Here is a 12331-nt window from a genome sequence, read left to right as displayed (position 1 = left end):
CTATCCCAGCGGCTTGCGCATCCGGGCGACCGGCGCCTCGACGCCTCCGGGCAGCCGCAGCGCGAACCGCTCGACGACCTCAAATCCGCCCGCCCGGTACAGCGGCTCGCCGGGCGCCGTCGACACCAGCTCCAGCGATGTGAAGCCGTGCGCTCGCGCGGCGTCCTCACACGCCGCCAGCAGGCGCCGGCCGTGCCCCCGGCGGGCCTGCGCCGGGTCCACGAAAAAGGCCCGGATGCGGGCGGGCTCCGTCGTCGGGTCGAGAAGCGGGTCCGGCCCGGCCTTCGCCTGGTCGCCGCCGAACAGCGTCCGTCGCCGGCTCCACCCGCCGCACGCGACGATCGCGCCGCCGTCCTCGACGACGAAATACGTCCCGTCGCGGACGAGCTGGGAGTCGACGCCGAAGACGTGCGTCGTCAGCGCCGCCGCTTGCGCCTCGGTGTAGCCGTCGCGGAGCCCGCGCCCCGACCGCCCGATCAGGGCCGCGAGGGCGGGCACGTCGTCGGGCCGAGCGGTGCGGAGCGTGGACATGGCGGCACGGGGCGGAGCCGCAAGCTCTCACGCCCCCGGGCCGGGTTCAACCCGCTTTGCTCGGGACGGCGACGTGGCCGAGCACCTCGTGCAAGAGATCCGGCCGCGAGCACACGGACGGCGCCACGACGACGATCCGCGCGCCCGTGTCCGCGTTCGCCAGCAGCGCCGCGCACGGGTAGCGCTCGGTCCGCGGGCCGGTTACGAGCGGCGTCGTGCGCTGGGTGAACGCGAGCGGGGTAAAGGACCACGGCTTGCGGACGGCCCAGTCGGTATAGACGACCCCGACCGGGTGCTCGGCGTCGACGACCACCTCGCCGTCGACGTCGAACACGCCACGCGCGTCGGTCTCGAAGCCGAACAGGCCGAGCCCGTGCTCCCAGGGCCGGAAGAGCGGGCCGTCGCCCCAGTAGACCGTCCCGGTCGGGGCGGGCGCATCGAGGGTCTGGTCGAGGCGGGGGCTGTAGTCGCGCCAGACGCCGTCCTCCCAGAGCTTCCACCAGAACATGCCGGCCTGCTCGCCCATCTGCGCGCCGCGGTGGTAGTGCGCCGTGATGTCGATGCGCGGGAAGCGGGGGCCCAGGAGCAGCATCGACCCGCCGCGCGAGAGCAGCCCGTCGATGGCGTCGGGGACCAGGGCGCCGTCCTTCGTGCGGTACGGCAGTTCGTTGCCGACCAGGATCAGCCAGTCGCCCTCCCCCGCCAGCCCGTCGATCTCGTCGACGCGGATGTGGTGGACCGCGCCGAAATACTTCGCCGTCGATCGGACAAAGTCTTGCAAGACGGGCGCGAACAGGCGCGGGTCGTCCATGAGGTGCGGCCGGGCGACGACGGCGGGCGGCGGGAGCGGCGGCATCGCCAGCTTCCCGTTCCACACCCGCTGCGCCGCGTACGCGATCTCGACGGTGTGCCGCTGGCCGGCCGAGAGCGTGACTCGCAAGATCAGGCTGGCGCCGTCCTCGACGCGCTCCGGCTCCACCTCGGCCCCGTCCACGACCACGCGCTCGACGGCCTCGCGCGGGGGCACCCGGAGCTCGAGCGTCTCGACGTTCGTGGCGTCGAGCGCGACCGTCAGCCCGTCGTCGGTTTGGTCGAGGATGAGGCGCCCGGCGACGAGGTCGATGTCGGCGCCCCACGTCTCCCAGTCGCGGGGGACGGCGGGCGCGAGCCGGATCGTGCGCTCGCCGGGCTCGCGGACGCTCAGGCCCAGCATCCCGTACTGCACGGCGTCCAAGAGCGCGCCGGAGCCGGTGATAAAGGCGTGGCCGACCACGTCGTCCTGCTCGCCGGTGTCGGGCTCGAGGTACTCCTCGCACAGGCCCGGCAGCGTGGGCCGGGCGAAGGTGTCGACGATCTTGCCCAGCACGTGCAGGCCGCCCTCGGCGTCGAAGGCCTGGAAGCGGGCCTTGGCCTCGAGCGCCATCCACCACGGCCACACCTTGCCGTTGTGGTCGTTGTCGGCGTCGAGGTAGCGCATCGGCGGGTCGACCGTGACCGTCCCGAAGGTGCGCCAGAGGCGCTCGCGGATGGCGCGCAGCGTCCGGTACCGCTCGTTCCGGCTGGCGACCTTCTCGACGACCGCCAGCGCGTTGTCGGCCAGCATCAGCGCGGTGTCCGGGACGCCCCACATCACGGCGTTGTCGAAGTAGCCGGCCTCGTTCCAGAACGCGTCGTGGATCGACTGACGCGAGCGGTTGGACAAGTCGAGAAAGCGCTCGGCGTCGGCGGGGCGGCCGAGCGCGTCGCAGAGGTAGGCCATCCGGCGGAGCGCCGCGAAGTACAGGACGTTCGAGTACAGCGTCCGCTGGCCCTCGGGCAGGCGCAGAAAGCGGCTGTGGTCCATCCACTCGGTGACGTCGGCGACGAGCCCGTCGTCGTCGGCGTCGCGCGCGATCCACTCCTCGACCCAGGGCTCGAACGCCGGCACGATCCGCGCGAGCCACGCCCGGTCGCCCGTGTGCTTGTAGACGCGCCAGACCAGCTTGAGCACCCAGCCAAGCGCCTCGGCGGAGCCGCCCTGGCTCGTGTCGTCGGACACCTTGAGGCCCGCCGGCGGGTGCGCACCGTACCGCTCGGCCTCGTAGTCGAGCGTTGCCAGGACGGGGTCGATGAGGCCGGCCGCGACGCCGCCGGGTCCGAAGCCGGAGCCGAAGTCGCGGCTCCACACGTCGCGCCAGCGGAACACGTCGCAGACCAGCTTCGACCCCTCGCCGCCCGGCGCGCCGGTCGCGTCGGGATTCCAGTCGTAGCCCAAGACGAGGTGTGCCTTGGCGAACTCGACGGCGCGGTCGAGGTCGGGCGCGGGCGTCCGCAGGCGCAGGCCGCGCCCGGCCGTCCGCTCGGCCCACGCCTCGACGGCGTCGAACGGGTCGGCGATGGCTGCGATGGCGTGGGCGTCGCCGAGCAGGAACGCGCCGCGGCCGCCCTCGGCGAGCGTCAGCGTCCGCTGATCGTCGGCGTCGGCGGGCACGCGCTCGCGGGGCGACGACGCCGCGCCGTCCGGCGTCCAGGCCGTCGCCACGCCCTCCCCCTCCCCGTCGAGCGCGAGCGTCCACGTCCCGGCGCCCTCGACGAGCACGGCGTAGACGACGGCGTCGGGCTGGGCCGCGAGCGTGGCGGCCCCGCGCGGCGTTTGGTAGCGGACGCGGCCGGGGCGCACTTCCGTGCGGGCGTCCGCTAGCGGCTCGCCGTCGAGCGTCAGCCGGTAGGCCTGGGCGGGGCCGGCAAAGACGAACCGGCCCTCCGAGGCCGTCGCGCGTGCGATCAAGCGGCCGTTGCCGACGACGGTCTCGACGTCGAACTCGAACGAGAGGGGCTGCATCCGGGGGTCAAGAGAGGGGCTCGGAAGGTAAGCGCTTCCACAATCGGCCCTGTCGTGTCCGCTGCTCGCGGCTCGCCCAAACGACGCGCGCCCCGCCCGGGCGGACCGGGCGGGGCGCGACGGATCGGAGGCGCGGGCGCCTAGCCGAGTTGCGCCTTGGCCTCGCGGTAGCGGCGATCGCACTCGTCCCAATTGACCACGTTCCAGAACGCGCTCACGTAATCGGGGCGCCGGTTCTGGTACTTGAGGTAGTAGGCGTGCTCCCAGACGTCGAGGCCCAGGATGCCGACGTGGCCGTGGAGCGCGGGGCTGTCCTGGTTGGGCATCCCGTGGAGGTGGAGCCCGTTCTCGGCGCTGTAGCCCAGCCACGCCCAGCCCGAGCCGAACTGCGTCTTAGCGACCGTCTCGAACTGCTCCTTGAAGGCGTCGAACGATCCGAACGCGTCGGTGATGGCCGTGGCCAGCTCGCCGGTCGGCGCGCCGCCGCCGTTCGGCGACATGATCGTCCAGAAGATGCCGTGATTGAGGAAACCGCCCCCGTTGTTGCGGACGGCCGTCTGCTTGTCGACGGGCAGGCTGTCGAGCTTCGCCAGCGTCTCGGTGACGGGCTGGTCGGCCCACTCCGTCCCCTCGAGGGCGGCGTTGAGCTTGGCGGTGTAGCCGGCGTGGTGCTTGCCGTGGTGGATCCGCATCGTCTGCTCGTCGATGTGGGGCTCGAGGGCGTCGAAGTCGTACGGGAGGGGCGGGAGCTCGAAGGCCATGGTCGGGGTGGGGAGTGGGCTAGCTTCAACGGAGTCCCCCCGCCCCCGTTTCCGCCGTGCCCGAGTCCGACGCCCCGCTTTCGAATGTGCCGCCCGAGGGGTCGCTCGGGCTGCTCGCGTACGGCTGGCGCGGCGTGGTCGCCTGGCGCGCCGCGCGCGGGACGGTCTGGCGCGAGGAGCTCCGGCGCGAGGTCGGCGGCGGCCGGACCGAGGCCGACCCCACGCACGAGCCCGACCCGGCCGCGCTCGCGGGCGCCGCCCTCGTGGTGGTCTCCGGCCTCCCCCGCACGGGGACCTCGATGATGATGCAGATGCTGACGGCCGGCGGGCTCCCCGCCTTTACCGACGAGGCCCGCGCCGCCGACGCGAGCAACCCCCGGGGCTACTACGAGCACGCCCGCGTCAAGGGGCTCGCGCGCGACCGCGCCTGGGTGCCCGAGGCCGACGGCCACGTCGTCAAGGTGGTGGCCCCCCTCCTGCCCTTCCTCCCGCCCGGCGCGAGGTACCGCGTCGTGATGATGGAGCGGGACCTCGACGAGGTGCTCGCGTCGCAGGCCGCCATGCTGACGGCGAGCGGCCACACCCCCGCGCCGCCCGATGTGCTCCGGGCCGTCTACGCCCAGCGGCTCGCCGCCGCCCGGGCCTGGGCCGACGAGACGCCCGGCGCCGAGCGGCTCTCGATCCCCTACGCCGACGCCATCGCCGACCCGGCCGGCGTGGCCCGGCGCGTCGCCGCCTTCGTCGGAGGCCTCGACCCGGCCCCCATGGCGGCCGCCGTCGACCGCTCCCTCCACCGTCAGCGCGCCTAACGTATGCCTCGCCTCGCCCGCCGCGTCCTCGTCATCGGCTGGGACGCCGCCGACTGGGACGTCCTCCGCCCCCTCCTCGACGCCGGCCAGCTCCCGGCCCTCGCGAGCTTGATCGACCGGGGCGTCAGCGGCAACATCGCGACGCTGGACCCGCCCTTTTCCCCGATGCTCTGGACCAGCGTCGCCACCGGCAAGACGGCCGAGAAGCACGGGGTCCTCGGGTTCACCCAGCCCAAGGCCGACGGCGACGGCGTCCAGCCCGTCCTCGGGACGTCGCGCACGGCCAAGGCGTTCTGGAACATCGCCCACCAGTCGGGGCTGCGGTCGAACGTCATCGGGTGGTGGCCGAGCCACCCCGCCGAGCCGGTCGACGGGGTGATGGTGTCGAACTTTTTCCACCGGGTGAGCGGGCCGGTCTGGGCGCCGCAGCCGCCGACGCCGGGGGCCGTCCACCCGCCCGAGCTGGCGCCGTTCCTGGAGGCGCTCCGCGTCCACCCCGACGAGATCACGCCCGAGCTGGTGATCCCGTTCGTGCCGTCGTTCGCCCAGTCGCCGCCCCAGACCGACGGCGAGCAGCAGGCCGCCGACGCCATCGCCCGGATGCTCGCCGAGACGGCGACCGTCCACGCGGTCGCGACGTGGGCCGTCGAGGAGACCGAGTGGGACGTGACGGCGCTCTACCTCGACGGCATCGACCACTTTTGCCACTCGTTCATGGCGTACCACCCGCCGCAGCTGTCGTTCGTGCCCGACGACCAGTTCGCGCGGTACCACGAGGTCGTCGCAGGGATCTACCGGTTCCACGACATGATGCTCGGCCGGCTCCTCGCGCTCGTCGACGACGACACGGCCGTCGTGCTCGTCTCCGACCACGGCTTCGAGTCGGGGGCCCGGCGGATCCCCGAGACTCCGGACGAGCCGGCGGGGCCGGCCGCCGAGCACCGCGACTTCGGGGTGTTCATCGCCGCCGGCCCGGGCCTCCGCTCCGGCGAGCCGGTCTACGGCGCCAGCTTGCTCGACATCACCCCGACGCTGCTGACCATCCTCGGGCTCCCCGTCGGCGACGACATGGACGGCCGGGTGCTGACACCGATCTTCGAGGACGAGGGCCCAGTCGACCGCATCCCCAGCTGGGAGGCGGTCCCGGGCGACGCCGCTCGCCTCGACGCTGGCGACAGCGACCCCTGGGCCGACCAGGCGGCGATGGACCAGCTCGTCGCGCTCGGCTACGTCGACGCCCCCGACGAGGACGGCACGGTGACGGCCGCCGTCAGCCGGCAGGAGTCCGCGTACTACCTGTCCCGGGTGTACCTGTCTAAGGGGAGGCCCGAGGAGGCCGTCGGGCTCGTGGAGCCGATCTGGGCGGAGGTGCGGGCCGAGCGCTACGGGTTCACGCTCCTGCAGGCCTACGAGCAGCTCGGCCGCGTCGACGAGGCGCTCGCGCTGTGCGACGCCCTCGAAGCGTCGGTCCGGGACGGGGGCCTCGCCCCCGACCGGCCGGTCCCCGGGCTCGACCTCGTCCGGGGGCGGCTCCGGCTCGCGCGCGGCGAGGGCGACGCGGCCATCGCCTTGCTCGAACGCGCGGCGTCGGTGGGCGGGACGACCGGCTCGTTCCTCCGCACGCTGGGCGAGGCCTACCTCGCCGTCGGGCGCCTCGACGACGCCGAGGCCGTACTCCACCGGGCGCTCGCGGCCGACCCCGAGCAGCCCCCCACGCTCCGGCTCCTCGCCCACGTGTTCCTGCTGACGGGCCGGGCCGAGGCCGCCCGCGACTTGATGCTGGACGCGCTCGCGCTCCGCTTTTTCGACCCGGCCGGCCACTACACGCTGGCGCAAGCCCTGCTCGCGACGGGCCAGCCCGCCCCGGCTGCCCAGGCGCTCGAGCTCGCGCTGGCGCAGCGGCCGAGCCTGGCCTCGGCGCGGTTCCTGCTCGCCGAGGTGTACCGCGACCACCTCGACCGCCCGGTCGACGCCGCTCGCCTGCTCGCTGGCGCCCCGTCCAGCGCCGACGCCCGCTCCGTCGCCCAGCGCCCGGAGGACCGGGAGCGGCCCGGGCGGTAGCGAGCGGGCCGCGCGGCACCCGGCACTTCTCGATTGTTGAGTTGCCACGACGCCGCCGCGCGGCGTACCCTCCGTCCTCCCTCCCTCCTCCAGCATGAACACTCGCTACTCCCTTCCGGATTCGCCCTCCAGCGACCGGCTCGCCGCGTACTCCGCAGCCGCAGCGGGGGCCCTCCTCGCCTTCGCCCCGGTGGCGGCCGACGCACAGATCTCCCACACGGAGGTCGACGAGCCCCTCACGACAGGCTCCACGCGCGACTTCGACTTCGACGGTGACGGCAACGTCGATGCGCAGCTCGTGCTCGACTCGCCCGGGGCCGGCTTCACCCGCGCCCTCATCTTCACCGATGAATCCAACGGCGCCGGTGTGGTCGGCATGGGCCCCGTGACCACCAACTACAACTACTTCTACGCCACGCCGCTCGACATGGGCGAGGCGATCTCGGGGTCGAACACGATCCAGAACACGAACGTCGGCTCGGCAGGCAACCGCGACGACTTCCTGCTCACCAGCTCCTTCAACGGCACCCCGTACGGCAGCTGGCAGGGCGGTGTCACCGACAAGTACATCGGCGTCCGCTTCACCGCCAACGCGGGGACCCCGAGCGCGTCGACGCACTTTGCGTGGATCAAGATGGACGTCGCCAGCTCCACGCAGGCGCGCCTGAAGGGCTTCGCCTTCGAGCAAACGCCCGACTTCCCCATCAACGCGGGCGACGAAGGGGCGGCCCCGCCGCCGCCGCCGCCGCCGCCGACGGCCACGGAGCCCGATGCGCTCGCGGAGGGCTACGCCTTCACGCCGGTCGCGCCGAACCCGATCACGGGCCGCTCGACCTTCGAGGTCACCGTCGCCCGCACGGAGCAGGTCACGGTCGACGTGGTCGACGCGCTCGGCCGTACGGTCCGGACGCTCCACGACGGCGCCATCGCCGGCGGCCAGGACAAAGAGATCGCCTTCGTCTCCGACGGGCTGCCCACGGGCATCTACGTCGTCCGCGTGGTCGGCGAGTCGTTCGACACGACGCGGACGGTCACGGTCGTCCGATAACCTCGGGACGGCACGACGGTCGACGCCCGGCGCCCTCGTGGTGCCGGGCGTCGCTCGTTTCGGGGCTTCGGCGAGCGCTACGCCAGCGCGTCGAGCATCCGCTGGCGGTCGAGGCCCGAGAGGCGCCCGAGCGCCACCAAGCGGTCGAGGGCCTCTTCGACGGCGCGCACGTCCGTCGCGCCGTCGGCCGTCGGGTCGGGCGCGGGGCGCGGGGCGGCGACCAGCACCTGCTGCAGGAACCGCTCGACGTACTCGGCGGCGCCCGCCTGCGCGGAGAAGTCGAGCGTCTCGGTGACGGTCGCGCGCGCGCGGTTGAGGTCGACGAGCACCTCCTTTCCCCCCAAGAGCTTGCGCTTGGCGCGGACGCCCACGATGTCGGCGTATCGGACCGTCCGGGCGGCCTGGAGGTCGTTGTTCTGGAACACGAACCGGTCGGCCAGAAACACGGCGCCGTCCTTGGCGGACCCGAGACGCGTCGCGTCGAAAAGGGCGACGACGTCGGCCTCATCCACGTCCGGCGCGTAGTCGGCGAGGGCCGCGCGGAGCTTGGCCGGCGGGATGTCCGGGGTGACGTAGAGCCCGAGGTCGGGGGCCGTCGGGAGGTACTCGCGCAACAGGTCGGTCATGCCCGTGGGACGCCGGCCGTCGGGCGCGGGTCCCGGCTACGGGAGCGTCGTGGCGACGGCGTCGACGGCATACGTGGCCGTCGTGAGGTCGATGACGTGGCCCGGCAGGATGCCGAGCACGAGGAGCGCGAGGGCGCACACGGCGACGACGGCGGCCGTCGCGCGGCCGACCGGGAACGGCTGCTGCGCGTTCGCGGGCGCCTCGTCCGGGCTCTTCATCCACATCACCACGAGCACGCGGAGGTAGTAGTAGCCCGACACGACGGACGCGAGCACGCCGACGATCGCCAGCCACGTCAGCCCGGCGTCGACGGCGGCGGCGAAGACGAGGTACTTGCCGATGAAGCCCGCGAGCGGCGGGAAGCCCGTCAGCGCGAACATGAACACGCCCATCATGACGCCCAGGAACGGCTTGCGGTAGCCGACGCCCGCCAGGCTGTCGAGGTCCTGGTCGGCGCCCTGCTCCGAGTCCCACTCGAGCGCGCCCATCACGCCGAAGGCGCCGACGTTCATCAGCGTGTACGCCAGCAGGTAGAACAGGGCGGCGCTGTAGCCGACCACGCCGGCTGCCAGCCCGGCCAGGATGTAGCCCGCGTGGGCCACCGACGAGTACGCGAGCATCCGCTTGACGTTCGACTGGACGAGCGCCACGACGTTGCCGACCACCATCGTGATGGCGGCGACGATCGCGAGCGTGAGCTGGACCGTGCCGTCGACCAGGTCGGGCGGGAGCGCGCGCGCGAGCACGACGGCGAGCGCGGCGAACGTGGCGGCCTTCGAGGCCGTCGACATAAAGGCCGTCAGCGAGGTCGGCGCGCCCTGGTACACGTCGGGCGTCCACATGTGGAACGGGACGGCGGACACCTTGAAAAAGAACCCGACCAGGAGCAGGCCGACGCCGGCCAGGAACAGCCCGGTCTGGCCGCTCGCGGCGACGCCAGGCGCGAGCTCCGCGAGTTGCATCGTGCCCGTCGCGCCGTACAGGAGCGCGAGGCCGTACAAGAAGAAGCCTGTCGAGAAGGCGCCGAGCAGGAAGTACTTCAGCGCGCTCTCGTTCGCCGTCGACTCCTCGCGGACCAGACCCGTGAGCACGTAGAGGCAGACCGACATCGTCTCCAGACCCACGAAGAGGGTGACCAGGCTGCCGGCGCTGGCGAGCGTCATCATGCCGGCCGTGGCGAACAGGATGAGGGCGTGGACCTCGCCGTAGTTGCGGCCCAGGCGCGAGAGGTAGGGCACGGTCAGCACCAGGCTGCCGACGGCGCCGATCAGCACGACGAGGTTGGCGACCGCCGCCGCCCCGCCGACGTACACCTCGCCCTCGAAGGCGGTGCCGCTGACGCCGACCTGGAAACCGGTCCACACCGCCGCCGCCGCCAGGCCGAGGCCGGCGACCCAGGGGATCATCGCGTCGTCGTTGCGGAACGCGTCGAGGACGACGACGATCACACCGAGCAGGGCCACCAGCAGGATGGGGCCGGTCGCGGCGAGGTCAGCGGGGAAGGAGTCGTACATCGAGAGTGGACGGGAGTCCGATGGGGCGGGTGGCGGAACGGGGCGGCGCTAGCGGGCGGCCGGGGCCCACTCGTTCACGCGGGCGGCAAACTGGAGGTCGGTGTCGGTCACGCGGTCGCCCGCGTCGTGCGTCGCGAGCGCGAGCGAGACGTCGCCGTAGACGTTGCGGATCTCGGGGTGGTGGTCCATGGCCTCGGCCTCGAACGCGACGCGCGTCAGGAACGCAAACGCGGCCCGGAAGTCGGGGAACGCGAGGTCGCGGACGATCCGGTTGCCCGACGCGTCGCCCTCACGGCGCCAGCCCGGGGGCAGGGCGGCGTCGATGGCGGCGTCGGAGAGCGGCGTACGGGCGGGCATCGGCTAGAACCGGAGGAGGACGCCGGCCGACTCGATCACAGCGGCGGCGGCCGCAGCGTCCGGCGGGTGCGGGACGACGTAGCCCGAGAAGAACACGAACCAGACCACGATGTAGATCGGGACCAGGATCGGGAGCGAGTACTTCACCATGTAGCCCACGAACGACGGCGTGTCGACGCCGCTCGACTCGGCGATGGCCTTGACCATGAAGTTGGGCCCGTTGCCGATGTAGGTCAGCGCACCCCAGAAGACGGACGCGACGGAGATGGCCTGGAGGTAGAACGCCTCGGTCCCGTCGACGGAGAACGCCGTCACCATCTCGGGCACGTTGACGTCCATCCCGAACTTGCCCATCGCGGCGGACAGGAAGCTGACGTACGTCGGGGCGTTGTCGAGCACGCCCGACAGGATGCCGGTCCCGAAGTAGAACGCCGAGACGCCGAGCGCGTCGGCGTTTTCGGCGGCGAACGCGCCGATGAGCGTGAGCGCGGGCTGCATCGTCAGGAAGATGCCGATAAACAGGAAGCCGACCTCCTTGATGGGCTCGAAGTTGAAATCGTTGCCCGTCAGAATCGCGCGGTCGGCCGTCTTGTAGGCGCCGAACGCGACGAGCCCCATGATCACCTCGCGGATCCCGAACGGGACGCCAAAGTGGTGGAGGTCGATCGCGGTGCCGCTGAGCGAGGGGATCACCTTGGGGTCGATAAAGACGGCCGCGATGATGACCGCGAGCCAGGCGAAGCCCACCTTCCCCTCGATCTCGAGCTGCTTGGGGTTGGCCCCACCTTGGGTCAGGTCGATGGTCGCCTCGTCGGCGTGGATGTCGTCGACGTCCTGCACGCCCGGGGCCTCCGGGACGGCGTCGACGCCGGGCAGGTCGCCGGGGACCACGTCCGCTCCCCTGGCCTCGGCCGCGCCGCGCAGGCTGACGTCCTTGTTGCGGCTGTCGATCACGTAGAACACGACCGCCAGCAGCAGGACCGTCGGCAGCCAGATGTACCAGATGTGGACGACCGTCCAGAAGAACGGGACGCCGCGCAAGAAGCCCAGGAAGAGGGGCGGGTCACCGATCGGCGTCAGCGCCCCGCCGACGTTCGAGACGATGAAGATGAAGAACATGATGTGGTACGCCTTTAGCCGCCCGGCGTTGAGCCGCATAAAGGGGCGGATCAGGAGCATCGAGGCGCCCGTGGTGCCGATAAAGTTGCTCAGCACGGCCCCGACCAAGAGCAGGATCACGTTCGCCTTGGGCGTCCCGGCGTAGTCCGTCTTGATCAGAATGCAGCCCGAGGCGACGTACAGCGAACCCAGGAGCGCGATAAAGGCGAAGTACTCCTCGGCCGCGTGCAGGATGGGCGTCCCGTTGTTCAAAACGGCGAGGTAGTACACAGCCACCAGGATGCCGAGCCCGCCGGCCACCTTGGGGTAGTGGTGGTGCCAGAAGTGCGGGTAGAACAGCGGGCCGGTCGCGATCATCCCCAGCAGGAGGGCGAACGGGATGACGAGCCAGACCGGCGGGAGCGGGCCGTGGCTGCCGCCGTCCTCGCCGTGGCCCTCGCCGTCGCCGTGCGCCTCGTCGGCGATCTCGCCGGCCGCGCCGATCGCCGCCGCGTCGTCGCCGATGCCGAGCGCCTCGACGCTCGGCGGCGTCTCCTGAATCTCCTCGGCCGCCTCGACGGCTGCGGGGGGCGCCTCGGAGGCGGGCGTCGGCTGGTCCACGGCGTCCTGCGCGAGCGCAGGCGACGCCAGCAGGGCCAGGACGAGCGCGAGGAACGGGGCGATCCGAGGCATGGCGTGAGGGT

The 12331-nt window shown here is 72.4% G+C and carries 10 protein-coding genes; 3 read left to right on the top strand and 7 right to left on the bottom strand.

Annotation, left to right across the window (positions count from 1 at the left end; genetic code table 11):
- From ACLIRP_RS04280 to ACLIRP_RS04270, 3 genes are all read right to left on the bottom strand, one after another.
- Positions 1-531 carry a GNAT family N-acetyltransferase gene (locus ACLIRP_RS04280; protein ID WP_412062723.1) on the bottom strand — a complete coding sequence of 177 codons (531 nt, stop codon included), beginning with the start codon at positions 529-531 and terminating at the stop codon, positions 1-3.
- 46 nt (positions 532-577) lie between these two features.
- A complete protein-coding gene (locus ACLIRP_RS04275; protein ID WP_412062722.1) occupies positions 578-3352 on the bottom strand; it encodes a GH116 family glycosyl hydrolase in 2775 nt (924 codons plus the stop codon).
- A gap of 140 nt (positions 3353-3492) precedes the next feature.
- On the bottom strand, positions 3493-4113 hold the full coding sequence (locus ACLIRP_RS04270) for a superoxide dismutase (protein WP_412062721.1): 621 nt from the start codon (positions 4111-4113) through the stop codon (positions 3493-3495).
- Between the two features lie 56 nt (positions 4114-4169).
- Between ACLIRP_RS04270 and ACLIRP_RS04265 the strand changes: the two genes are divergently transcribed.
- From ACLIRP_RS04265 to ACLIRP_RS04255, 3 genes are all read left to right on the top strand, one after another.
- Positions 4170-4922 (top strand): sulfotransferase family protein, encoded by a 753-nt coding sequence (locus ACLIRP_RS04265; RefSeq protein WP_412062720.1) that lies wholly within the window; start codon positions 4170-4172, stop codon positions 4920-4922.
- A gap of 3 nt (positions 4923-4925) precedes the next feature.
- On the top strand, positions 4926-6983 hold the full coding sequence (locus ACLIRP_RS04260; protein WP_412062719.1) for an alkaline phosphatase family protein: 2058 nt from the start codon (positions 4926-4928) through the stop codon (positions 6981-6983).
- Between the two features lie 94 nt (positions 6984-7077).
- On the top strand, positions 7078-8031 hold the full coding sequence (locus tag ACLIRP_RS04255) for a T9SS type A sorting domain-containing protein (protein ID WP_412062718.1): 954 nt from the start codon (positions 7078-7080) through the stop codon (positions 8029-8031).
- A gap of 77 nt (positions 8032-8108) precedes the next feature.
- On the opposite strand, the gene ACLIRP_RS04250 is transcribed toward ACLIRP_RS04255, so the two are convergent.
- Genes ACLIRP_RS04250 through ACLIRP_RS04235 form a run of 4 tightly spaced genes read right to left on the bottom strand, consistent with a single transcriptional unit; the run spans position 8109 to position 12320 of the window.
- Positions 8109-8657 carry a hypothetical protein gene (locus tag ACLIRP_RS04250; protein WP_412062717.1) on the bottom strand — a complete coding sequence of 183 codons (549 nt, stop codon included), beginning with the start codon at positions 8655-8657 and terminating at the stop codon, positions 8109-8111.
- Positions 8658-8693: 36 nt separating this feature from the next.
- Positions 8694-10172 (bottom strand): NADH-quinone oxidoreductase subunit N, encoded by a 1479-nt coding sequence (locus ACLIRP_RS04245; protein ID WP_412062716.1) that lies wholly within the window; start codon positions 10170-10172, stop codon positions 8694-8696.
- A 48-nt stretch (positions 10173-10220) separates the two neighbouring features.
- Positions 10221-10529 (bottom strand): 4a-hydroxytetrahydrobiopterin dehydratase, encoded by a 309-nt coding sequence (locus ACLIRP_RS04240; protein WP_412062715.1) that lies wholly within the window; start codon positions 10527-10529, stop codon positions 10221-10223.
- A 3-nt stretch (positions 10530-10532) separates the two neighbouring features.
- Positions 10533-12320 (bottom strand): sodium:proton antiporter, encoded by a 1788-nt coding sequence (locus ACLIRP_RS04235; RefSeq protein ID WP_412062714.1) that lies wholly within the window; start codon positions 12318-12320, stop codon positions 10533-10535.
- Positions 12321-12331: the final 11 nt, after the last annotated feature.

The organism is Rubrivirga halophila, from assembly GCF_046845755.1.
Lineage (GTDB): Bacteria > Bacteroidota > Rhodothermia > Rhodothermales > Rubricoccaceae > Rubrivirga.
The sequence above is the reverse complement of the archived record's forward strand: the minus strand, read 5'-3'. Positions and strand labels throughout refer to the sequence as shown.

Excerpts from the sequence above, each read along its gene's own strand:
- ACLIRP_RS04280 (WP_412062723.1), bottom strand. The coding sequence starts at position 531 with ATGTCCACGCTCCGCACCGCTCGGCCCGACGACGTGCCCGCCCTCGCG.
- ACLIRP_RS04275 (WP_412062722.1), bottom strand. The coding sequence starts at position 3,352 with ATGCAGCCCCTCTCGTTCGAGTTCGACGTCGAGACCGTCGTCGGCAAC.
- ACLIRP_RS04270 (WP_412062721.1), bottom strand. The coding sequence starts at position 4,113 with ATGGCCTTCGAGCTCCCGCCCCTCCCGTACGACTTCGACGCCCTCGAG.
- ACLIRP_RS04260 (WP_412062719.1), top strand. The coding sequence starts at position 4,926 with ATGCCTCGCCTCGCCCGCCGCGTCCTCGTCATCGGCTGGGACGCCGCC.
- ACLIRP_RS04255 (WP_412062718.1), top strand. The coding sequence starts at position 7,078 with ATGAACACTCGCTACTCCCTTCCGGATTCGCCCTCCAGCGACCGGCTC.
- ACLIRP_RS04250 (WP_412062717.1), bottom strand. The coding sequence starts at position 8,657 with ATGACCGACCTGTTGCGCGAGTACCTCCCGACGGCCCCCGACCTCGGG.
- ACLIRP_RS04245 (WP_412062716.1), bottom strand. The coding sequence starts at position 10,172 with ATGTACGACTCCTTCCCCGCTGACCTCGCCGCGACCGGCCCCATCCTG.
- ACLIRP_RS04240 (WP_412062715.1), bottom strand. The coding sequence starts at position 10,529 with ATGCCCGCCCGTACGCCGCTCTCCGACGCCGCCATCGACGCCGCCCTG.
- ACLIRP_RS04235 (WP_412062714.1), bottom strand. The coding sequence starts at position 12,320 with ATGCCTCGGATCGCCCCGTTCCTCGCGCTCGTCCTGGCCCTGCTGGCG.